Raw genomic sequence first — 22220 nt, forward strand, 5'->3', positions numbered from 1 at the left:
CTCATCGTGGACGATTCAGCTACATTCAAACCAGTTCCTGCGCGCCTCCCCGGCGCCGCCACGGCAAGCTCAGTTTTGCCGTCCACGATCAGCCTGAAATGGGCGTCCACGATCGCTGAAATACGCAGGTGCTGCTGGGGCTGACAGGCAGCCTGATGGTCTGGCAGGCCTCGCTGGACGCGGCGCTCAACCCGGCCTGGTTTCGCGCGCCCGCCTCGGCCTGCGCTGCTTCGGCCACACCGGTGGCCAGCACGCTGAGCCTGCTGGCCGAGCACGCCCCGCGCGCGCGGGCGCAGACCGTGGTCGCCCCACGCGAACCCGGCGCCACCTTCCAGGTGTGGGAGGACCGTGACGCGGCCAGCGGCTGGCGCACCGAGCATTTCATCGACCCCGACTGCGGCCGCTACCTGGGCGCGCGCGAGCGCGGCGCCCTGCGCCTGGATGCAGCCCATGCCGTCCCGCTGCTGTATGAGCTGCACAGCCGGCTGCTCGGCGGCGAGACCGGGCATGTCATCGCCGGCATCGCGGCCCTGCTTTTCGCCGGGCTCACGCTCACCGGGCTGTGGCTGTCGTGGCCACGCGCGACCGGGCCGCGGCTGAAGGCCTGGGCCCAGGCGCTGAGGGTGCGCTGGCAAGGCCCGCCGGCGCGCCGTTGGTATGAGCTGCACCGGGCCGCAGGGTTGTGGCTGCTGCCGGTGGCGCTCGTGCTCTCGGTGACGGGCGCCGCCCTCGTCTTCCCCAACCCGACCCGCGACGGCGTAGCCGCCGTGCTGCCGTTGCAGCGCCTTGTCAAGCTGTCGACCCTGCGCGCGCCCGAGGCGACGCCGAGAGCATCAGACACGCCAGGTCCGGACGCCTGGATAGCGGCCGCGCAGCGCGAGTTTCCGGCAGCCCGCTGGTCCCGCCTCACGCTGTCGGCCAAGGGCGCGGTCGAGGTGCGGCTGCTTCAACCGGGCGAGCTGCGCGCAGCCACCGGCTACACGCGTGTGCGCCTGGACCGCCAAGGCCGCGTGCTGGAGCGCTACGACCCGCTGGCCGCACCGGCCGGCAACCAGGTGGTCGACAGCCTGTTCCCCCTGCACAGCGGCGAAGCGCTCGGCCTGACGGCACGGCTGATCTGGACGGGATTCGGCCTGCTGCCCGCCACGCTGCTGGGCACGGGCGCCTGGCTGTGGTGGCGCCGCCGGCAGCGGGCGTGCGCTTGAGCCACGAGGGCCTGCAGGCTCTTCCGTGCCGATGTAGCGAGTGATCATGCCGGCCCGGTGTGGCAGCAGCGGGCCTCCAGCTGGGGCGCCGATGCGCTGGAGAGTCGCAACGGCACGCTCGCTCAGGCCGCCACCGGCTCCACCGTCACCCCGACCTTCAACGTCGCCACGCCGCCCCCCCGCAGCACCCCACGCAGCGGCGCCACGTCCGCGTAGTCCCGCCCCCAGGCCAGCGTCACATGGTCCAGATTGGCAGGCACGGCGTTGGTCGGGTCCAGCGCCAGCCAGCCCTGCTCGGGGCACCACAGCTCCACCCAGGCGTGCGACGCGTCGGCACCCACCAGCTTGGGAACGCCCGGCAGCGGCCGCGTCAGCAGATAGCCCGACACATAGCGCGCCGCCAGCCCCAGCGCGCGGCAGGCGGCAATGAAGACATGGGCGAAGTCCTGGCAAACGCCGCTGCGCTGCGCCAGCGCGTCGGCAGCGCGCGTGACCACCGTCGTGCTGTGCGGCAGGTAGCGCAGGTCGGCGTGGATCTGGTGCATCAGCGCCAGACCCGCTGCGGCCAGCGTGCGGCCGGGCAGGAAGGCGCGGCGAGCATAGGCGGCCAGCGCCTCGTCGGGCGACGCATAGGCCGAGGCCAGCGCGAACTCATCGGCCTCCTGCAGCCCCCGGCCGGCGCGATAGCGCAAGCCACGCGCGACAGCCTCCCACGCCGGGCCGCGGTTTGGATCCGGGGCGGGACGGTCCTGCAGCTCGACGACGAAGCGGCTGTCGACGATGAGCTCCTCATGCACGCGCGCATGGCCGAAGCTCAGGTGGCGGTTGCCCCAGGGGTCGCGGCGCAGATGGGGCGCCAGCGCGGCGGCGTCCAGCGCGACACTCTCGATGCCCCAGGCGTCGGGCAGCGGGTCGATGGATAGCTGCCAGCCGGCCACACGCTGCCAGGGCGTCTCGCGCGGGGCCAGGCAGGCGGTGTGGTGCGCCCACTCCACCGCAGCCCCGTAGGTGTAGTCGGTGACGTGGTGGACAGACAGCGTCACCGTCATTGCCACACCCGCTGCTCGGCGCCTGTGACATGCGCGAAATAGCGGTGGCTCAGCACCGACGACAACTCGCCCGCCTGCGCGGCCGCGCGACGCAGTTGCTGCACGAGCAGCGGCGCGGATGCGGTCAGCCCGGCCAGCGGCCAGGCCTCGGGGACGGGCAGCTCACTCACGACGCCGGCGGCCCAGGCGGGGTCGTGACGGGCCAGCTTGTTGAATCGCTCGCGCAGCGTGCGTGCCACCCAGGCCAGCGAGCGTGGGTTGTCGGTGTTGTGCACCAGCAGGTGCAGCAGCGGCGCGGCCTCCCGGCGGGCCTGGAACTGGGCGCGGAAGGTGATGGTGGAGTCGAACACACCCAGCAGCAGCGCGAAGCCGTCCTCGGTGAGGGCCAGGGGCTGTGCGCCCGGGCCGGTCTGCTCGAAGGCCTCGGCCAGCACCTCGGCGTGGAAGGACAGCCGCTCGATCTGCCGGCCGATGGACAGCAGCCGCCAGCCGTCGTCGCGGGTCATGCGGTCGGTCTGCACACCGGTGATGGCGGCCAGGTGGGTGTCGGCGCGCGCCAGCACGTTGAGCACGTCGGTCATCGGCAGGGCGTGGGCCGGGCGGTCCAGCACAGCGCGCAGGTGCTGCTCGAACTGGGCCGCCGCCTCGTGGATGAGCCGCCAGGCCTCGGGCGACAGCCGCTCGCGCAGCGCCTGGGCGCAGCCCTGCAGCGCGCGCAGGTTCCAGCCCACGCTGTGGATGCCCGAGCCCGGCAGCAGCGCGCCCAGCAGCGCGCGCTCGAAGCCGCGCGGGTCGTCCTGCGCATGCGGTGCGTCCGCGCCGACGAGGCTGTGGCGGCGCGCCAGCGCATCCAGCAGCGGCAGCATGGGTGCCGGCATGGCGCCGCGCTGCACCATGACGCTGGCCTCGATGACATGGCGCGCCAGCCGCGCGCTGTTCTCGGCCCGCTCGGCGTAGCGGCCCAGCCAGAACAGGTTCTCGGCGGCGCGGCTGGTGACGGTCCAGTGCGCGTCACGCAGGTCGGTAGCCTGCAACGGTTGCGACAGCAAGGTGGTGCGGTCCACCTCGCCGTCGGTCATGACCCAGGTGTCGGCGCTCAAGGACCCACGCTGGATGGACAGCCACGCGTCGGCCAGCGGGTCGCGCCGCGGCGCTACGCGCGTGAGGCCGCCAGGCAGCACCTTCCAGCCGCCCTGCCCGTCGGTCAGCGCGAACACGCGCAGCACGGCCACGCGCGGCTCCAGCGCGCCGCGCACCCACACGGGCTGCTTGGTCGGCTTGACGCGCGCCTGCAGCGTGTAGGCCGTGGGGTCGGCGTCGATGCGCTCGGCAAGCGCCTGCAGTTCGCGCTCGCCCAGCTCGGCCGCCACCACCGGCGCGAAATGCCGCGTGGTGGCGCTGGCCGAGAAGGTGGGCACGACAACAAACTCCGCCAGGCGCGGCCGCAGCGCGCGCCATGCACTTTCCTCGCCGCACCACCAGCTCTGGATGGCCGGCAGCTTCAGCGGCTCGCCCAGCAGCCGCTCGGCCACGGCGGGCCAGAAGGCGGTGAGGCCGGGGCTCTCCAGCCAGCCGGCGCCCGGCACGTTGGCGATGACGACCTCGCCCGCGCGTGCCGCCTGCAGCAGGCCCGGCACGCCGAGGATGGACTCGGGGCGCAGCTCCAGTGGGTCCAGCCAGGTGTCGTCCACGCGGCGCAGCAGCACGTGCACGCGCTCGAGGCCGGCCAGCGTCTTCAGGTAGACCTTGTCGGCGCGCACGGTCAGGTCGGCGCCTTCCACCAGCGTGATACCGAGGTAGCGCGCGAGGAAGGCCTGCTCGAAGTAGGTTTCGTTGCGCGGCCCCGGCGTCAGCAGCGCCACGCGGGCCTGGGGGCTGCGCTCCCCGGCGGGCGACAGCTTCACCAGCGCCTGGATGAAGTCGCGGTAGCTGGCGGCCAGCCGCTGCACCTGCATCTGCCGAAAGGCCTCGGGGAACTGCTGCGCAATGATGAGCCGGTTCTCCAGCACATAGCCCAGGCCCGACGCTGCCTGCGTGCGCTGGCCCACCACCCACCAGTGGCCGTCGCTGGCGCGGGTCAGGTCAAAGGCAAGCACGTGCAGGTGCACGTCCCCGGGCGGGCGGCTGCCGTGCATAGCACGCAGGTATTGCGGATGGGCCAGCACCAGCGACGCCGGCAGCAGCCCTTCCTTGAGCAGGTGGCGCTCGCCGTAGGTGTCGGCCATGACGGCCTCCAGCAGCCGCGCGCGCTGCAGGATGCCGGCCTCGATGTCGCGCCACTCGCCCGGCTCGATAAGCATGGGCAGCAGCTCCAGCGGCCAGTGGCGGGCCAGCGCACCTTCGGTGCCCTCCTGGCCGGGCAGCGGGGGGGCGTCGCTGTGCACGTTGTAGCTGGCGCCATCTTCCAGCACGCGGCGCTGCACGCGCAGCGTCTTGGCCGACAGCTCCTGCCAGCCGGCGGCCGCGCCGGCCTGGAAAAAGCGCTGCCAGCGCGGCGCCAGGCCGGCCTGCGGCTCGCCCGGTTGGTTGACCTGGCCGGTCAGCTCATAGAAGTGCCCGTCGCGGCTGCGCAGCGCGCTAGCGCCCGCCTGCACCAGCGGATCGGGCGCACCGGGGTCGTCCGGCTCATCGGGGAGCAGGCTCCACTGGCTGGGGGTGGGCTCGGACATGGCGCGGATCTGGGGAGGGACGGGATTGTCAAGCAATCCCTGACCACGGCTAGGCGAGGAAGCCGCGCAGCACGCACTCGGCCGCAGCCGGGTCGTCGCGCCAGGCGCCATGGCCCACGCCGGGAAAGCGCACCAAGCCGGCCAGCCACTGCGGCGGTATGGCGGCCGCGATCTCGGCCGCGTCCTCCGGCGGCGTGACGGGGTCCTGTTCACCCGCCATCACCAACACGGGACATTGCACATTCGCCAGACCGGGCCGCAGGTCCATGCCGGGCAGCTCGGTGCGGGTGTGCTCGAACAGGATGTCGGGCTTGAACTGCATCCAGCCACCGGCGTCAGGCGGCTTGGGCTGCGTGTTGTAGAGATGGCGGCAGTGCTGCTCGTACGCCGCCCAGGTGTCGGGGCCCGGGCGCTCCCAGAAGTCGCGCGTGGCCTGGGCCGCGGCCGGCCCGCCCAGGGCACCGAAGCGCTCGATCTTGCGCGCCAGGCCGAAGTGGTGCGAGGTGCTGGACAGCACGACCTTGCTCGGGTGCGCCGGGTGACGCGCAAGATAGTGCTGCGCGACGAAGCCGCCGAAGCTCTGGCCCAGCACGATGGGCTTCTCGATGCCCAGCGCCTCGCACAGTCGCACGACATCATCGGCGAAGACGTCCAGCCGCATCTCGTCCAGCGGCCGCGGGCTGCTGCGGCCATGGCCGCGCTGGTCGAAGTAGACGACCTGGCAGAGGTCCGTGAAGCGGCTGAAGAAGGGCCGGAAGCCCGTGTGGTCGAAGCCGGGGCCGCCATGGATGAGCAGCAGCGTCGGCCGCTCCTTCAGCGCACGCCCCTCGGGCACGTGACCCAGGCCTTCGATGTCGAAGAACAGGCGGACGCCGGGTTGGATCTCGATGTGCATGGCGGAAGCGCTCGGACACCGCGCGCGGCCAAGCGGCCCGGCGGCGAAAGAGTGGTCGTGGCAGGTTGGCAGCGCGTCAGGATACTTTGCGCAGATCCAGCGTGAACGGGAACTCCAGGCTGCGTTGCGGCTCGCCCACCTCGACGCGACCAGGCGTGTGGCCGTGCGACGTGAAGCGCGCCAAGCGGCGGCTCTCGGCCTCGTAGGCGTTGACGGGCAGCGTCGCGTAGTTGCGGCCGCCCGGGTGGGCGACGTAGTAGCGGCAGCCCCCCAGCGACTTCTGCTGCCAGGTGTCGACGAGGTCCAGCGTCAGCGGCGCGTGGATGCCGATGGTGGGGTGCAGCGCCGACGGCGGCAGCCACGCGCGGTAGCGCACGCCGGCCACGAACTCACCGACGCGGCCGGTGGGCTGCAGCGGCAGCGGCTGGCCGTTGACGGTGATGCGGTGGCGCGGATCGACGAGGCCGCTGACGTGCACCTCCAGCCGCTCCAGCGATGCGTCCACATAGCGCACCGTGCCGCCAGCCGAGCCCTCCTCGCCCATCACATGCCAGGGCTCGAGCGCGCCGCGCAGCGTCACGTGCACGCCGCGCGCAGCGAACTCGCCCAGCTTGGGGAAGCGGAACTCGACATGCGGCGCGAACCAGGCGGCATCCAGCGCGTAGCCGGCGTCCTGCATGTCCTGCATGACGTCGGCAAAGTCGTCGCGCACGAAGTGCGGCAGCAGCCAGCGGTCGTGCAGCTCAGTGCCCCAGCGCACCAGCGGCGCGCGGTAGGGCGCCTTCCAGAAGCGGGCGATCAGCGCGCGCAGTAGCAGCTGCTGCACGATGCTCATGCGCGCATGCGGCGGCATCTCGAAGGCACGCAACTCCAGCAGGCCCAGGCGGCCGGTCGACGAGTCCGGCGAGTAGAGCTTGTCGATGCAGAACTCGCTGCGGTGCGTGTTGCCGGTCACGTCAACCAGCACGTTGCGCAGCGTACGGTCGATGAGCCAGGGCGGCACATCCTCGCCGTGGCGATCGGCCAGCTTGTGGATCTCGGCCAGCGCGATCTCCAGCTCGCGCAGCTGGTCGTTGCGCGCCTCGTCCACGCGCGGCGCCTGGCTGGTCGGGCCGATGAAGAGGCCGCTGAAGAGGTAGCTCAGCGACGGGTGGTTGTGCCAGTAGGCCAGCAGCGAGGCCAGCAGCGACGGGCGCCGCAGAAAGGGCGAGTCCGCCGGCGTGGCGCCGCCCAGCACGAAGTGGTTGCCGCCGCCGGTGCCGCTGTGGCGGCCGTCCATCATGAACTTCTCGCTGGACAGGCGGGTCTGCCGCGCGGCCTCATACAGGAACTCGGTGTGCTGCACCAGCTCGCACCAGTTGTGCGCCGGGTGGATGTTGACCTCGATGACGCCGGGGTCCGGCGTGACGGCCAGCAGCTTCAGGCGCGGGTCACGCGGCGGCGGGTAGCCCTCCAGCACGATCTTGAAGCCGGTGTCCTCGCAGGCGGCCTCCACGGCAGCCAGCAGCTCCAAGTAGTGCTCCAGCTTTTCCAGCGGCGGCATGAAGACGTACAGCACGCCGCTGGCCTGGCCGGTGGCCTCGGCCGCGGGGCCGTTGGCACGACGCGGATCGCGCGCCTCGACGCACAGCGCCGTGCGCGTGATCCAGTGCGCGCTCTCGAAGCGCACCGGCGCGCTGGCATCGGCCGACGGCGGCCAGGGCGAATCGCCCGGCGCGAAGCCGGCGCTGGCGCTGCCCGCAGCCGCCGCTCCCACACCGAGCCGCAGCCCCTGTGCAGGGCCGGTGGATGTGACGCCCTGCACCTGCGCCTTCAGCGCGGCCGAGGCCGGCAGCATGCCGCGCGGCGCGAACGGGTCCTGCGCTATCAGGTAGGGGAAGTCGCTCTTGCCCACCCACGGCAGCGAATCCAACGGCAGCCGCCAGCCCATCGGCGAGTCGCCAGGGTGCAAATACAGGCGGTCGTCACGCAGGAACCAAGGGCCGGTCTGCCAGCGTGGGCCAGCCAGCGCTGGCGCATCGCCGCTGTGGCGCAGCGGCAGCACGTAGCCGACGACGTGGGTCAAGCCCTGGTCGAACACGCGGCGCAGGCGCGTGCGCTCCATCTCGTCGTCGACGCGCGAGTCGAACGGGTCGACGTTGACGGGCAGCCGGCGCTCCCGCCACAGGTAGTAGAAGGTGTCCTCGTAGCCAGGCCGCACGTGGGTGTCGGGCACACCCAGCCGCGCGGTCAGCGCGCCCATGAAAGTCTCGGCGTGCTCGCTGGTGTAGGCGTGGCCTTCGCGCTCGTCGGCGAACCAGTCGGGGTTGCGCCAGCAGGGCTGGCCATCGGCGCGCCAGTAGATGGACAGCGCCCAGCGCGGCAACTGCTCGCCGGGGTACCACTTGCCCTGGCCGAAATGCAGGAAGCCGCCCTGGCCGTATTCGTCACGCAGGCGGTGCGTGAGCTGCTGGGCGTACAGCCGCTTGGTGGGGCCCAGCGCCTCGGTGTTCCATTCGGGCGCGTCGCGGTCTTCCACGGCCACGAAGGTGGGCTCACCGCCCATCGTCAGGCGCACGTCGCCAGCTCGCAGCTCGGCGTCGACCTGCTCGCCGAGCTTGAGAACGTCGGCCCATTGGGCGTCGGTGTAAGGCTTGGTCACGCGCGGCGACTCGTAGATGCGCGTGACGTTCATCTCATGGCCGAACTCGACCTCGCTCTCGTCCACCGCGCCGCTGATGGGCGCCGCGCTGCCGGGCGTGGGCGTGGCCGCGAGCGGGATGTGGCCCTCGCCGGCCAGCAAACCCGACGTCGGGTCCAGGCCTATCCATCCGGCGCCGGGCAGGTAGACCTCGCACCAGGCGTGCAGATCCGTAAAGTCGACTTCTGTACCGCTGGGGCCGTCCAGCGCCTTCTCGTCGGGCGTGAGCTGAATCAGGTAGCCGGACACGAAGCGCGCCGCCAAGCCCAGGTGGCGCAGCAGCTCGACGAGCAGCCAGCCGGAGTCGCGGCAGGAGCCGGAGCCCTTCTGCAGTGTCTCCTCGGGCGTCTGGACGCCGGGTTCCAGGCGGATCAGATAGGACACGCTGTTCTGCACGCGCTGGTTCAAATCGACGAGGAAGTCGATGGTGGCGCGCTCGGTGCGGGGGATGTCCTTCAGGTAGGCCGCCAGCAGCGGCGTGGCCGGCTGTGCCTGCAGATAGGGCGCCAGCTCGACCTGCTGGGACTCGTCGTAGGTGAACGGGACGGTCTGTGCGTGGGGTTCCAGGAAGAAGTCGAACGGGTTGTAGACGGCCATCTCGGCGACAAGGTCCACCGTGACGGTGAACTCGGTCGTCTTTTCGGGGAAGACGAGGCGGGCCAGGTAGTTAGCGAACGGGTCCTGCTGCCAGTTGATGAAGTGTTTGACGGGCTCGACCCGCAGCGAGTAGCTGAGGATGGGCGTACGGCAGTGCGGCGCGGGGCGCAGGCGGATGACCTGCGGGCCGAGCTGCACGGGGCGGTCGTACTTGTAGCGGGTGACGTGTTTGAGGGCGACGTGGATGCTCATGGGTGGGTCATCGCTGCAAGGCGATGCTTTCTCTGAGATTGGATTGATGGCCAGGCCCGTGCCGGGATTTCGCCCCGGCGGGCGACCTACTTTCTGGACCGCCAGAAAGTAGGCAAAGAGCTCCCCCCGACCGCACCGCCCTCGCTGCGCTCGGATGCCCGAGCAACGCAAGCCCCGAAGCCCCACGCCGAACTCGCGCCGCTACGCTCTGCTCAAACAGTCGTCGTGAGTCAGTTGTCGAGGCGAGCTGCGCTCGCGGGCTTCGGGTCTTGCGTTCCTCGGCGGTGCTCAAGGGGGCATACCGAACAGCCGGCGCCAGCCGGCTTGCGGGCCTGGCTGTTGGCTGTTGGGCTGTTGGGGTTCGGCTGTTCATTCACCCCCCTTTTAGCGACGCCGAGGAGCGCAGCGGCTTGCAACCGCGCGCGCAGCGCGCTTTGTGCTCTGACTCCGCACGGCTGTTTGAGCGCAGCGTAGCGAAGCGAGTTCCGGGCGGGGTTGCAAGCCGCGAGCACCGCAAGGGACCCGCAGCGCAGCGGAGGGCGTCGCGGTCAGGGGCGACTTTTTGCCTTCTTTTTGGTCGCTCAAAAAGAAGGTCGCCCGCCGGGGCGACGTCCCGGCTGGGCCTGTGCGGCAACCAACCCTCCGAGCGACACATCGAAAGATCGGTCACGAAGCTCACCTCAGGCCGACGGCACCAGAAAGTCCCGGCTGATCCGCGCCCCCAGGTCCGCCACCTCGGCCAAGAACCCATCGAGGAAGGGATGCATGCCCTCCGCCAGGATCTCGTCGATGCGACCGAAGCTCAGCTCCGCCTCCAGCCGCCCCACTCGCCGCAGCGTCTCGGCCGACTGCGGGTTCGCCACCCGCTTCAGGTTGGCCAACATGCGCGTCACGCAGTGCGACAGCGAGCGCGGCATGTCGGGCCGCAGGATCAGCAGTTCCGCCACCTTGTCGGGCTGGATGACGTTGCTGTAGACCTTGCGGTAGATCTCGAAGCCCGACACCGAGCGCAGCACGGCCGACCAGTAGTAGAAGTCGCGCGCCGCATCGCGTTCGCTGCCGACGCCATCGTGGCGATAGAACTTCACGTCCAGCAGCCGCGCCGTGTTGTCAGCCCGCTCCAGGAAGGAGCCGATGCGGATGAAGTGAAAGGCCTCGTCCTGCAGCATGGTGCCCACCGTCACGCCGCGCGACAGGTGCGAGCGGTACTTGACCCACTCGAACAGCTGCGACGGGTCGCGCGCCAGCGCGCCTTCGCGCAGCAGCCGGCGGAACTCCAGCCAGGTCTGGTTCATCGTCTCCCAGACCTCGGTCGTCAACGCGCCGCGCACGGCCCGCGCGTTCTCACGCGCCGCGCGCAGGCAGTTGAAGATGGACGAGAGGTTGCTCTCGTCGGCCACCATGAATTCCATGACGTTACGCGCGTTGATGTCCGCGTACTTCGCACCGTACAGGCCGTTCAGTTCGGAGATGGACACCAGGCTGCGCCATGTCTGCTCGGACTCCTCGGTGGACTGGGGCTGCAGCGAGGTCTGGTAGGCGATGTCCAGCATGCGGGCCGTGTTCTCGGCCCGCTCGATGTAGCGGCTCAGCCAGAAGAGGTGGTCAGCGGTTCTTGAAAGCATCTTGTCGTCTCCCTCAGTCTTCCAGCACCCAGGTGTCCTTGGTCCCGCCGCCCTGGCTGCTGTTGACCACGAGTGAGCCTTCCTTCAACGCCACGCGGGTGAGCCCGCCGGGCACCATGCGCACCGACGAGCCTGACAGCACAAAGGGTCGCAGATCAATGTGACGGGGCGCGATGCCCGATTCAACGAAGGTCGGGCAGGTCGACAGCGACAGCGTCGGCTGCGCGATGTAGTTGCTCGGGTTGGCCACGAGCTGCGCACGGAAGGCCTCGATCTCGGCCTGGGTGGCCGCAGGCCCAACCAGCATGCCGTAGCCACCGGCGCCATGCACCTCCTTCACAACCAGCTCGGACAGATGCGCCAGCGTGTAGGCCAGATCATCTTTCTCGCGACAAACGTAGGTGGGCACGTTCTGCAGAATGGGCTTCTCGCCAAGATAGAACTCGATCATCTTGGGCACGTAGGGGTAGATGGACTTGTCGTCCGCGATTCCCGTGCCGATGGCGTTGGACAGCGTCACCTTGCCAGCCTTGTACGCATCCACCAGGCCGGCACAGCCCAGCTGCGAATCGGCGCGAAAGACCTGCGGGTCGAGGAAGTCGTCGTCCAGCCGGCGGTAGATGACGTCCACGCGCTTCGGCCCGCGCGTCGTGCGCATGTAGACGAAACCGCCGTCGACGAACAAGTCCTGCCCCTCGACCAGCTCCACGCCCATCTGCTGCGCCAGGAAGGCGTGCTCGAAGTAGGCCGAGTTGTACATGCCCGGCGTCAGCACGACGACGGTGGGGTCCGACACGCCGGACGGCGCCACGCTGCGCAGCGTGTCCAGCAGCAGGTCAGGGTAATGCGCCACCGGCGCGATGCGGTGGTTGACGAACAGCTCCGGGAAGAGCCGCATCATCATCTTGCGGTTCTCCAGCATGTAGCTCACGCCGCTGGGCACGCGCAGGTTGTCCTCTAGCACGTAGTAGTCGCCCGAGCCGTCGGCATTGCCGGCACGCACGATGTCGACACCGGCGATGTGGCTGTAGACGTTGCCCGGCACGTCCACGCCCATCATCTCCTTGCGGAACTGGGCGTTGTTCAGGATTTCGTCGGCGGGCACGATGCCGGCCTTCAGGATCTCCTGGTCGTGATAGACGTCATGGATGAAGCGGTTCAGCGCCGTCACACGCTGCGCCAGGCCCGCCTGCATAGACGTCCACTCGGACGCCGGGATGACGCGCGGAATCAGGTCGAACGGGATCAGGCGCTCGGTGCCCTCGCCCGAGTCCTTGTCGCCATAGACGGCGAAGGTGATGCCCACGCGGCGGAAGATCAGCTCGGCCTGTTCGCGCCGTTCGCGCATCAGGCTCTCGGGCTGCTCGGCCAGCCAGCGGGCGTAGGCCTCGTAGTGCGCGCGGGCCTGGGCCCCGCGGGCGGCGTGCATTTCATCGAAGGCGGTCTGCATCGTTGCTCCTCTCACAGCCACCGACGCAAAAACCGCGCCCACAACGAGCGCCAAATCTGGTGCGTTCAGGCACCGCCGCAGTGCAGGCGGGCCCGACACCGGCGCATCGGGGCACCAGAGTTATACCGGTGCCCCGCAATGCTGCCCTTCGGCCGTTAGAAACGCAGCTGCAAACCTGTGCTCACCGAGCGCCCCGGCTGCGGCGCCAGCGCACGCAGCGCGGGCACCGCCGTCGCGTTGTAGGCCAGCTTGTTGCCGAGGTTGTCCAGCTTCAGATACCACAGTGCGTCGCCCTGGCCCCAGTTGAACTGGCGTGCCAGGCTGAGCCGCAGCGTGCCGTAGCCGGCCGTTGCGATGTCGAACGGCGCCGCGCGGGTCTGCCGGGCTGCACCGCGCCATTCCAGCCGCCCCGACCACTCACCCTGCCTGGCCTCCAGGCCCAGCATGGCGCGCAGCGGCGCCAGGCGCGGCAGCGGCTCGCTGGTCTGCGTGTTCTCGCCCCGCACGGCGTCCAGCTGGCCCAGCAGCGCGACGGCCGGGTGCGCCTGCCAGCGCCCCTCGATCTCCACGCCGCGCAAGCGCGCGGGCACGGCCTGGAAGGCGTAGACCGGCAGCGCCTCGCCCTCGTCCTCCACCGTCTGGCCATTGGCCTGCAGCGCGATGTAGTTGCTGAAGCGCGTCTCGTAGACGTTGATGTGGGCGTGACTCTGGCCGCCTTCCCACTTCAGGCCCACGTCTGCGCCGCGAGAGCGCTCCAGGCCCAGACTGGCGTCGCCCACCTCGAAGGCCGCCGTCGCCACGTGCAGACCGTTGGCAAAAAGCTCGTAATAGGCCGGTGCACGCTGCGTGCGGTTCAGGTTGGCGCTCAGGCTCCAGGTTCCATCCAGCGACAGCACGCCGCTCAACGCCAGGCTCAGCGGACTGAACTTGCGCTGCTGCGCGGGGCCGAAGCGCTCGCTCCCATCGGAATCAACTGTCACACGCTCGGTGCGCACGCCGGCCGACCAGTCCACGCCCGCCAGGCGCGCCTGCTCCAGCAAGAAGACACCGGTGCTGCGCGTGCGCGTGCTGGGCACGAAGGCCTCCTCGCCCAATGCCGAGAAATCCAGCGACTCGGTCTGCACGCCGACCAGGCCCTTCAGCGGACCCAGGGGCGCATGTTCCACCTCCAGCCGACCGTCCGTGCCCCGGCTCCTGAAGGTGGTGCCGACCTCCTCGCCCTCCATCTCGGTGTGCTCGTAGCGATTGCGGCTGAGCTGCCAGCCGATGCGGCGCACCGGGCCGCTGGCGGTGGCCCACTCGCCCGCCGTCGCGACCCGCTGGCGCTGCATGCGGATGGTCACGTCTGCCTCGGCCGTCGTGCCGTAGTCGGTATGGAAGTCGTCCACCGACACGCCGGCATAGCCGCCCTGGAAGAACACCGAGCCGCCCACCGCGCCGCCATGGCTGCGCGCGGCGGCGTTGCGCACGCTGGTGCGGCTCTCGGCGCCGTCGTCGGTGGGGCTGCTGAAGCGCGGCGTGCGCTGATCGCCGGCGTCACGGCCGGCCAGGTCCACGTGCCAGCCAAAGCCCATATGGGCCGAGCCGCTGCCGCCGTCCAGCACGACGGCGCCGCTCTTGTCGTTGCTGGCGCCGCCCAGCCGCACCTCGGCCGCACCGCTCAGGCCTGGCGTGAAGCTGCGCGGGATGCGGTTGTCCAGCGTGTTGACGACGCCGCCCACCGCGTTGCCGCCATACAACAGCGCCGCGGCGCCGCGCAACACCTCAACCTTGTCGATGACCAGCGGGTCGATGGCCACGCCATGGTCGAAGCTGAGGCTGGACGCATCGACCGACGCGCCGGAGTTGCTCAGGATGCGCACGCGATCGCCGTCCAGCCCGCGGATGACGGGGCGGCTCGCGTTGGGGCCGAAGTTGGTGGCCGACACGCCGGGCAAGCCCTGCAGCGTGTCGCCGAGGGTGGCGGCGCGGGTCAGCACGAGCTGGTCTCCAGACAGCGAATCGCTGGGCTGGGCCAGCACCTGGCTCTTCAGCGGGTTGCCGGTGACGACGACCTTGTCCAGGGACTCGGTGGGCGCGGGATTGGCCTGGGCGGCCAGGGTGAAGCAGGCAGCCGCGATGGGCGCCAGGACGTGGGAACGCATGGGGAGGAATTCCGAAACTGAAAACGCAAGGCGCGCACACCGCCAGCACAGGCGGTATGCGCAGAGAGCTTGGGGTTCAGACGGAATCGGGCGGCGCGCGCGCGGGCGGCCGCCAGGTCGTGTCGCTCGCGATGGCCGGGGCCGAGCAAGCCGTCGCCAGCACATCGCCCGCCACGCGGGCAGGCAGCGGCCCGGGCGTGGCCGTCGGCACGCCACCGGCCAGGTGGGCGGCAGTCAGGCAGAGGTCGCAATCGACCACGTGGACGAGGCCATCGTCCTGCCGGTCGCCCACATGCGACAGCGCGTGCACATCCGCCATCGCCTGGGCGATGGGCAGAATCAGAGCCAGCCAGAGCAGCCAGCCGCGGATGTTGCGACGGAGGTTCACGGCCGCAATCCTAAACTCGGGCCCCTCACAGAGCCTGAAGTCACCCGCTCATGAAGCTCATCGACACCATCCTGGCCGACGCGCCCGAGATCACGGCCATCCGCCGCGACCTGCACAAGCACCCGGAACTCTGCTTCCACGAAGAACGCACTGCCGACGTCATTGCAAAAGCCCTGACCGACTGGGGCATCCCGGTTCATCGCGGCCTGGGCAAGACCGGCATCGTCGGCATCGTCAAGAACGGCACGTCGGACCGAGCCGTTGGCCTGCGAGCCGACATCGACGCGCTGCCCATGACCGAGCGCAATCAGTTCCCGCACGCCAGCTCGTACTTGGGCCGCATGCATGCCTGCGGTCACGACGGCCACACCGCCATGCTGCTGGCCGCAGCCAAGCACCTGGCGACGAACCGCAACTTCGACGGCACGGTCTACCTTGTCTTCCAGCCCGCCGAGGAAGGTGGCGGCGGCGCCCGCGAGATGATCAAGGACGGCCTGTTCGAGAAGTTCCCGATGGAAGCCATGTTCGGCGCCCACAACTGGCCCGGCATGAAGGCCGGCCAGTTCGCACTGAAGTCCGGCCCGGTATTCGCCAGCAGCAACGAGTTCAAGATCACGCTGCGCGGCAAGGGCTCGCACGCCGCCATGCCACACCTGGGCGTGGACCCGGTGCCAGCGGCCTGCCAGCTGGTGTCGGCCTTCCAGACCATCATCAGCCGCAACAAGCGGCCCATCGACCCCGGCGTCATCTCCGTGACGATGATCCACGCCGGCGAGGCCACCAACGTCGTGCCGGACTCGGTCGTCATGGAAGGCACGGTACGCACCTTCACACTGGAGCTGCTGGACCTGCTGGAGCGCCGCATGAAGGACATGACGGAACAACTGGCGGGTGCCTTCGAGCTGAAGGCCGAGTTCGAGTTCCGCCGCAACTACCCGCCGACGATCAACCACCCCGCCGAGACCGAGTTCGTGCGCCGCGTGCTGACCGACATGGTGGACGCCGACAACGTGCAGGAATTCGAGCCCACGATGGGCGCCGAGGATTTCAGCTACTACCTGCTGGACAAGCCCGGCTGCTATTTCCTCATCGGCAACGGCGACGGCGAACACCGCACCGGCGGCCACGGCCTGGGGCCGTGCACGCTGCACAACCCGAGCTACGACTTCAACGACGACCTGATTCCGCTGGGAGGCTCCATGTGGGTGAGGCTCGCCGAACAGTGGCTCAACAGCCCCAAGCCATGAACCACGATCAAGTCATCACCGACACCCGCGACTGGGTCGTCAAGGCCGTCATCGGCCTGAACCTGTGCCCGTTTGCGAAAGCGGTGCACGTCAACGAGCGCATCCGCTATGTGGTCAGCGACGCCACCGAGCCCGAGGCACTGCTGAAAGACCTGGCCCGCGAGCTGCTGGCGCTGAACCGCGCCGACCCGGATGAGATCGACACGACCCTGCTCATCCACCCGCAGGTGCTCGACGACTTCCTGGACTTCAACGACTTCCTGGACGCCGCCGACGCGCTGGTAGATGAGCTGCAGCTGGACGGCATCCTGCAGATCGCCGACTTCCACCCTAGCTACCAGTTCGACGGCAGCGCGCCGGACGACATCGCCAACTACAGCAACCGCTCGCCCTACCCCACGCTGCACCTGCTGCGCGAGGAGAGCATCACGCGGGCGGTGGAGGCCATGCCCGACACGGCGGCCATCTTCGAGGGCAACCTCGACACGCTGGACAAGCTGGGACACGCAGGCTGGGCCGCGCTGGGGCTGAAGACCTAGCTACTCCTTCAGCCAGGACAGGTTGTTGCCCTTCTTGGGCGAGTTGGCGCGCGTGCGCAGCACCGCGTCGAAGCCGCTCTTGCCACCGTTCCAGATCGCCGTCAGCAGGCTGAGGACGTCCTCGCGCGAGTGGGGGTCCAGGTCGGTGCGGAACTGCTTGACGGCGGCCGCCAGCATGTCGCGCGGCAGCTCCTGGTGCGTGGCCAGCACCACGAACAGGGCCGCATGCAGATCGGGCCAGGCGGCGCACAGCGCCTGGATACGCCTCAGCGCCTCGGCCGGCGCGGCACGGTGGCCCGGCATCAGCCAGCACAGCCCGTCGGCGTGCTCGTCTTGCGCAGCATCATCCATCGCGTCGGTCTCCTGTCCTCTTGTCGGCCCCGGATTGTCACGACACTGCGGTCAGTTGGCGCGCAACTCAAGCGACAGAGCGCGCAAATCGACACGCGATAGCGTGCCAGACGATCAAGCCCTGGCCGTCATGCGGCAAACTCGCCGGCTGCATCCCTGCTCAGCCCCATGCAACCCAAGACCCTTGCCCTGATCGACGACGACGCCGAGTACTCCGAGTTCCTGACGCAGTTCCTGCAGGAGCAGCAGGGCATCGCGGTCAGCCACTTCGACGACAGCAATGCCTTGCTGGCCGCGCCCGAGGCGTTCTCGTTCGACTTCTACCTCGTGGACCTGATGCTGCCCGGCGTCAACGGCGTGGAGCTGATCAAGATCCTGCGCCGCCGCACCGATGCCGGCGTCGTGGTGGTCTCGGGCCGGCTGGGGCCGGAGGTGTTCCGCGAGGTCATCACGGCCGGGGCCGACATGTACCTCGTCAAGCCCGTGCAGTTCGAGCAGGTAGCGCTGGCCATCGCCGCCGTGCAGCGCCGCGTCGCCAAGCCGGCCACCACCGAGTCGGCCTGGAAGCTGGACCGCGCCAGCGGCGAACTCGTCGTGCCGGACGGCACGCGCATCCAGCTCAGCGAGGCCGATCGCCAGCTGCTGGAGTGCTTTGCGCAGGCCGGTGGCGAGCCCGTCACGCGCGAGGCGCTGCTGAACAAGCTGGGCCGCGAGGTGCCCGAAGGCGAGGCCGATGACGGCCTGTCGGCCACCATCTACCGGCTGCGCCGCCGCATCGAGCGCGCCACACCCACGCTGGTGCCGCTGCAGAGCAAGTCGCGCGTGGGCTACGTGTTCCGCGCGCCGCTGCAGATCCTCTGAACGCTCGCCCGCTCAGCCACCTAAGCTCTTGAGCCTCACCGCGTTACGGCCGCCGCGCTTGGCCTCGTAGAGTGCCTCGTCAGCGCGCTCCAGCAGCGGCCGCACATCGGCATCCTGCGGCGAGGCCAGACTCACGCCGATGCTGACCGTGAGCCGGCCCGCGGCGGGGAATACCGCGTCCTGCACCGCACTGCGGATCTTCTCGGCCACCATGACCGCCTCCTGCGGGCCGGAGAGCTCCGGCAGCAGCACGGCGAACTCCTCGCCGCCGAAACGCGCGGCCACGTCGGTGGTGCGCACCGAGGCCTGCAGCAGCGCCGCGAGCTGGCGCAGCACCGCGTCGCCGGCCGCGTGGCCGTGCTGGTCGTTGACGTTCTTGAAGTGGTCCGCGTCGATGAGCAGCAGCCCGTGCACGCGGCCACCATGCCCGTACCGGCGGTCCAGCGCCAGCGCATCGGCCAGCCGCGCATCCAGGCTGCGGCGGTTGTGCAGGCCGGTCAGCGGGTCGCGCGTGGCCAGATGCTCCAGCGCCGCGTTGGCGGCCTGCAACTCCAGGGTGCGCTGCTGCACCTGGGCCTCCAGGCCGGCGTTGGCCTGTTGCAGCTCCTGCTCGGTGGCCAGCAGCGAGCGGGCCATGGACTGCATGGCCTGGCTCAGCCGGGCCAGCTCGTGCGCACCGGGGTCCTGCGGGAACTCCGGCATGCGGCGCTCAGCCCTGACGCGCTCGGCGATGTCGGCCAGTTGCTCGACGGGCCGGCTGATGCGCCGCGCCAGCAGCAAGGCGGCCAGCGTCAGCACGCCCGCAGCCAGCGCGCCCAGCAGCACCAGCTCGCGCCGCAGGTCACGCACCGGCCGCATGGCCAGCTCCAGCGGCTGGCGGGCCACGATGCGCCAGCCTAGCTCCGCGCTGGTGCGCGCTTGCAGCGGCGCTTCGCTGGTCAGGTAGGTCTTGCCGTCGAAGTCCAGCTCGCCCTCGAAGCGCCCGTTGGACAGCCTGGGCAACACGGCGTCGCCCCGGGCCTGTGCCAGCTTCATCGCCTCGGGGTAGAGCACGCGGCCACGGCGGTCGACGATGAGGGCATCGATGCCGCTGCCCGGCTGCTGGCGGCGGGTGACGCTGTCCAGCAGCGTGGTGACCCAGCGCCAGTGCGCATGCGTGCCGACGACACCACGCAGACGCCCCTCGGCGTCACGGATGGGCGCGGAGAAATCGATGAACCGCGTGGGCTCACCGTCGGGCAACACCGGCAACAGCTTGGCCAGCAGCTTGGCCTCGTGCATGTCGCCCACGTAGACGCGTTCACGACCGGCGATGAACCACTCGCGCTGCGCCACCGAGCGGCCCACCAGCAGGCCGCCGCTGGCTTGCAGCACGGTGCCGTCCGCGGCCACCACACCCAGCCAGGCGAACTCGTCATGCAGCGCCTTGCGGCGGTCCAGTGCATCGCGCGCCTGCCGGGAGTCCAGCGGCCCCTCCATCAGGTGTGGCGACAGGCTGAGCAACTCAATCTCGCGCTCGCGATCGCGCAGCTGGCTGGCCAGCAGCTCGGCGGCCGCCTGGGCCGTGGCCCGCACGGCAGCCGCCTGGGCCGTGTAGAGCTCATGTGTGGCCAGGCTGCCCAGGTAGCCGCCGACCGAGGTCAGGACGGCCAGAACCAGGCCGCCCAACACCAGGCTGAGCTGGCCGCGCAGGCTGGGCAGGCGGGAATGGGGCGGGCGGGCTGCGGGAAGGGTTGGAGCGTCGGGCATCGGCGTCGGCATAGGCCGGCTCGACCGGCCGGCGCAGTCTAAGCCGCGTCAGCCAGCCTGCGGCAGCGTCAGCCGCATGACCGTGCCCAGCGGCCCCGTGCGCAACAGCTCCGCGCTTCCCCCATGCAGGTCCATCACGCGGCGCACGATGTACAGGCCCAGGCCATGGGCCGACTCCTGCCCGCCGCCGCGCGCGCCCCGCGAGAACAGGCGTGGCAGCAGCTCGCGTGGGATGCCCGGCCCGCCATCGGCCACCTCGAACTGCAGCGCGGCCGGCTCATCGAAGTCCATCACGTGCAGCGTCACCGGGCTCGCACCGGGCGCGTACTTCAGCGCGTTGGACAGCAGGTTGCGCAGCGCCAGCCGCATCAGGCTCATGTCCATCAGCGCCGTGCGCGTGGCCGTGTGGCGGCGCACGGCCACGCGCTCGCGCTGGTCGCGCGGCAGGTCGGCGATGGTGACGGCGACCAGCGTGTCGATGTCGGTGTCCAGCCGCGCGATGCTGCCGGCGCCCGCCAGCAGGCTGGCTGCCGCCAGCGTGTTGTCCACGCCGGCCAGCACCTGGCCCAGCACGGCCTGCGCGCGCGTCAGCCGCTCCTGCGCCTGACGCTCGCCGCGCCCGGCCAGGCTGGCGGCTGCACTCTGCAGCGCCGCGCTGGCATTGTTCAGTGGCTGGCGCACCTCATGGGCCAGCACGTCCAGCATCTCCGAGCGCTCGCGCAGCAGCTGATCCAGCTCCCGCACATGGCGCTCGGTCTGGCGGCGCATCTGCTGCTCCTGCGCCAGCTCGGCGCGGCGCTGCAGTTCCTCGGTGATGTCGTCCACCAGCGCGAGCGCTCGCTGTGGCCGCCCCAGGGCGTCGAACTCGGCCACCGCCGACACCCGCACATCCCGCAGGCTGCCGTTGGCGCAGATCAACTGCACCGCGCAATCGTCCACATGGCCGTCGCGCCAGACAGCCGGGTTGTGGGCCTCGCGCATCTGGCGACTGGAATGCGGCGTCATGAAGTCATCCAGCAGCCGGCCGATGACCTGCTCACGCCGGTAGCCCAGCCGCTCCAGCCAGCGGTCCGAGACGCTGAGCAACCGCCCGGCCACGTCCACCGAATGCATCAGCGCCGGAGTCGACTCGTACAGCACGCGCAGCCGCTGGCGGTTGTGCTCCAGTTCCAGCGAGGCACGGTGGTGGGCCGTGACATCCTGGAACGCGCCCACCAGCCGCACCGGCACGCCATCCTGCCAATCCACCTGCCCTTGGGCCAGCACCCAGATCTCGCGCCCGGTGGCGGTGAGTAGGGGCAGTTCCAGGCTCCAGGGCTCGCCCTGCAGGATGCCGCGCTGCACGGCGGCCTCGATGATGGCGCGCGCCTCGGGCTGGTAGTAGCCGACTGCTTCGTCCAACGTGGGTCGATGGCCGGGCGGCAGGTCATGGATGCGACAGGTCTGGTCACTCCAGAGCAGCTCATGGGTCTGCAGGTCCAGGCTCCAGCCGCCAACCCCGGCAACCCGGCCCGTGCGGTCCAGCAACGCCTTGCTCTCCCGCAACTCGCGCTCGGCGCTGAGGCGGTCGGTCACGTCCTCGGCGATGCCGACGTAGCCAGCCAGCTCGCCCTGCGGCGTCAGCAGCGGCTGGGCGCGTGCCCAGATCTGGCGCGCCTGGGCACCCGCCGGGCCGGCGCGATAACGCATTTCGAAGGGCTGGCGACGCTGCACGCAGCGCTGCCAGTGGCTGCGCACCGACGCGAGATCCTGCGTCGACAGGGTCGCCATCCATCCCTCCCCCAACGCCTGGCCGGCCGCCAGCCCGTGCACGCGCTGCCAGACCAGGTTGGTGTAGATGCAACGCCCGGCCGTGTCGGCACGAAAAACGCCCAGCGGCGCCGTCTCGGCCAGCAGTCGGAACGGCTGCTCGTCCCGGTCGGCCCGGCTCTGCGCACGCTCGCGCATCATCAAAGCCTCGGCCGCCGCGCCGGCCAGCCGCGTCAGCGCCTCGCGCTGCGCCTCGCTGAGCTCGCGGGGCCGGTAGTCCACGACGCACAGCGTGCCCGGGTGACTGCCATCGTCCAGCCTCACGGGCACGCCGGCATAGAAGCGCAGCGGCGGGCTGGCCAACACATCCGGGTGGTCCTCGAACCGCGGATCCAGCCGCGCGTCGTTGACCTCGAACAGCCCGTCGGCCAGCAAGGTATGCGCACAGAAGGTCAGCGCCCTCGGCGTCTCGCTGCGGCCAAAGCCGACCGCCGCCTTGAACCATTGCCGGTGCTCGTCCAGCAGCCCGAGCAACGCGACCGGCGTGCCGCAAATCTGCGCGGCCAGCGCGGTCAGGTGATCGAACAGCGGTTCGGGCTCGGAGTCCATGACCGCCAGCGCGGCCAGTCGGGCCAGGCGGCGATCCTCGTCAGGCGGCGGGGCGGGATTGCGCATGACCGCGAGCTTAGGGCAGGTGCGCGAGCACGGTCCAAAAACGACAACGACCGCCTGAGCGGTCGTCTGTCATGTCACCGGCAGCAGCCGGAACG

The 22220-nt window shown here is 70.3% G+C and carries 15 protein-coding genes; 4 read left to right on the plus strand and 11 right to left on the minus strand.

Translation table 11 applies throughout. The annotated features are described in order from the left end of the window. Positions 1-128 precede the first annotated feature (128 nt). Positions 129-1205, plus strand: a complete 1077-nt coding sequence (locus ACG0Z3_RS13615) for a PepSY-associated TM helix domain-containing protein (RefSeq protein WP_394398252.1) — start codon at positions 129-131, stop codon at positions 1203-1205. 122 nt (positions 1206-1327) lie between these two features. Here ACG0Z3_RS13615 and ACG0Z3_RS13620 read toward each other — a convergent pair whose 3' ends face one another. From ACG0Z3_RS13620 to ACG0Z3_RS13655, 8 genes are all read right to left on the minus strand, one after another. Continuing rightward, a complete protein-coding gene (locus tag ACG0Z3_RS13620) occupies positions 1328-2254 on the minus strand; it encodes a transglutaminase family protein (protein WP_394398254.1) in 927 nt (308 codons plus the stop codon). Next, complete coding sequence (locus ACG0Z3_RS13625; RefSeq protein WP_394398256.1) at positions 2251-4923, minus strand: circularly permuted type 2 ATP-grasp protein; 2673 nt, start codon at positions 4921-4923, stop codon at positions 2251-2253. Before ACG0Z3_RS13625 ends, ACG0Z3_RS13620 begins: the two co-directional genes overlap by 4 nt. Positions 4924-4972: 49 nt before the next feature. Then, the gene (locus ACG0Z3_RS13630) at positions 4973-5818 is read right to left on the minus strand and encodes an alpha/beta fold hydrolase (RefSeq protein WP_394398258.1); all 846 of its coding nucleotides are present in this window, start codon (positions 5816-5818) and stop codon (positions 4973-4975) included. A gap of 76 nt (positions 5819-5894) precedes the next feature. Next, positions 5895-9347, minus strand: coding sequence for a transglutaminase family protein (locus tag ACG0Z3_RS13635; RefSeq protein ID WP_394398260.1), 3453 nt, complete (start codon positions 9345-9347; stop codon positions 5895-5897). Positions 9348-10027: 680 nt separating this feature from the next. Then, positions 10028-10972: an alpha-E domain-containing protein gene (locus ACG0Z3_RS13640; protein ID WP_394398262.1), complete on the minus strand. Its 945-nt coding sequence runs from the start codon at positions 10970-10972 to the stop codon at positions 10028-10030. 13 nt (positions 10973-10985) lie between these two features. Then, positions 10986-12422 (minus strand): circularly permuted type 2 ATP-grasp protein, encoded by a 1437-nt coding sequence (locus tag ACG0Z3_RS13645; RefSeq protein WP_394398264.1) that lies wholly within the window; start codon positions 12420-12422, stop codon positions 10986-10988. A 155-nt stretch (positions 12423-12577) separates the two neighbouring features. Further along, complete coding sequence (locus ACG0Z3_RS13650; protein ID WP_394398266.1) at positions 12578-14566, minus strand: TonB-dependent receptor; 1989 nt, start codon at positions 14564-14566, stop codon at positions 12578-12580. A gap of 76 nt (positions 14567-14642) precedes the next feature. Beyond that, positions 14643-14954 (minus strand): hypothetical protein, encoded by a 312-nt coding sequence (locus ACG0Z3_RS13655; RefSeq protein ID WP_394398268.1) that lies wholly within the window; start codon positions 14952-14954, stop codon positions 14643-14645. Between the two features lie 50 nt (positions 14955-15004). Between ACG0Z3_RS13655 and ACG0Z3_RS13660 the strand changes: the two genes are divergently transcribed. Both ACG0Z3_RS13660 and ACG0Z3_RS13665 read left to right on the plus strand, forming a co-directional pair. Further along, positions 15005-16201, plus strand: coding sequence for a M20 aminoacylase family protein (locus ACG0Z3_RS13660; RefSeq protein ID WP_394398270.1), 1197 nt, complete (start codon positions 15005-15007; stop codon positions 16199-16201). Next, positions 16198-16740, plus strand: a complete 543-nt coding sequence (locus tag ACG0Z3_RS13665; protein ID WP_394398272.1) for a DUF1415 domain-containing protein — start codon at positions 16198-16200, stop codon at positions 16738-16740. The genes ACG0Z3_RS13660 and ACG0Z3_RS13665 overlap by 4 nt, the downstream gene beginning before the upstream one ends. On the opposite strand, the gene ACG0Z3_RS13670 is transcribed toward ACG0Z3_RS13665, so the two are convergent. Further along, positions 16741-17091, minus strand: a complete 351-nt coding sequence (locus tag ACG0Z3_RS13670; RefSeq protein WP_394398275.1) for a hypothetical protein — start codon at positions 17089-17091, stop codon at positions 16741-16743. A gap of 168 nt (positions 17092-17259) precedes the next feature. On the opposite strand from ACG0Z3_RS13670, the gene ACG0Z3_RS13675 reads away from it, so the two are divergent. Beyond that, positions 17260-17952: a response regulator transcription factor gene (locus ACG0Z3_RS13675; RefSeq protein WP_394398277.1), complete on the plus strand. Its 693-nt coding sequence runs from the start codon at positions 17260-17262 to the stop codon at positions 17950-17952. A gap of 12 nt (positions 17953-17964) precedes the next feature. On the opposite strand, the gene ACG0Z3_RS13680 is transcribed toward ACG0Z3_RS13675, so the two are convergent. Together ACG0Z3_RS13680 and ACG0Z3_RS13685 are read right to left on the minus strand one after the other, a co-directional pair. Continuing rightward, positions 17965-19701 (minus strand): diguanylate cyclase, encoded by a 1737-nt coding sequence (locus ACG0Z3_RS13680; protein WP_394398279.1) that lies wholly within the window; start codon positions 19699-19701, stop codon positions 17965-17967. Between the two features lie 48 nt (positions 19702-19749). After that, complete coding sequence (locus tag ACG0Z3_RS13685; protein WP_394398281.1) at positions 19750-22125, minus strand: sensor histidine kinase; 2376 nt, start codon at positions 22123-22125, stop codon at positions 19750-19752. Between the last annotated feature and the right edge of the window lie 95 nt (positions 22126-22220).

The sequence above is a fragment of the Pelomonas margarita genome (assembly GCF_043555875.1).
Lineage (GTDB): Bacteria > Pseudomonadota > Gammaproteobacteria > Burkholderiales > Burkholderiaceae_C > Pelomonas > Pelomonas margarita.

Coding starts and splice junctions, on each gene's coding strand:
- ACG0Z3_RS13645 (WP_394398264.1), bottom strand. CDS start 12,422: ATGCAGACCGCCTTCGATGAAATGCACGCCGCCCGCGGGGCCCAGGCC.
- ACG0Z3_RS13675 (WP_394398277.1), top strand. CDS start 17,260: ATGCAACCCAAGACCCTTGCCCTGATCGACGACGACGCCGAGTACTCC.
- ACG0Z3_RS13630 (WP_394398258.1), bottom strand. CDS start 5,818: ATGCACATCGAGATCCAACCCGGCGTCCGCCTGTTCTTCGACATCGAA.
- ACG0Z3_RS13620 (WP_394398254.1), bottom strand. CDS start 2,254: ATGACGGTGACGCTGTCTGTCCACCACGTCACCGACTACACCTACGGG.
- ACG0Z3_RS13660 (WP_394398270.1), top strand. CDS start 15,005: ATGAAGCTCATCGACACCATCCTGGCCGACGCGCCCGAGATCACGGCC.
- ACG0Z3_RS13650 (WP_394398266.1), bottom strand. CDS start 14,566: ATGCGTTCCCACGTCCTGGCGCCCATCGCGGCTGCCTGCTTCACCCTG.
- ACG0Z3_RS13670 (WP_394398275.1), bottom strand. CDS start 17,091: ATGGATGATGCTGCGCAAGACGAGCACGCCGACGGGCTGTGCTGGCTG.
- ACG0Z3_RS13665 (WP_394398272.1), top strand. CDS start 16,198: ATGAACCACGATCAAGTCATCACCGACACCCGCGACTGGGTCGTCAAG.
- ACG0Z3_RS13625 (WP_394398256.1), bottom strand. CDS start 4,923: ATGTCCGAGCCCACCCCCAGCCAGTGGAGCCTGCTCCCCGATGAGCCG.
- ACG0Z3_RS13640 (WP_394398262.1), bottom strand. CDS start 10,972: ATGCTTTCAAGAACCGCTGACCACCTCTTCTGGCTGAGCCGCTACATC.
- ACG0Z3_RS13635 (WP_394398260.1), bottom strand. CDS start 9,347: ATGAGCATCCACGTCGCCCTCAAACACGTCACCCGCTACAAGTACGAC.
- ACG0Z3_RS13685 (WP_394398281.1), bottom strand. CDS start 22,125: ATGCGCAATCCCGCCCCGCCGCCTGACGAGGATCGCCGCCTGGCCCGA.
- ACG0Z3_RS13680 (WP_394398279.1), bottom strand. CDS start 19,701: ATGCCCGACGCTCCAACCCTTCCCGCAGCCCGCCCGCCCCATTCCCGC.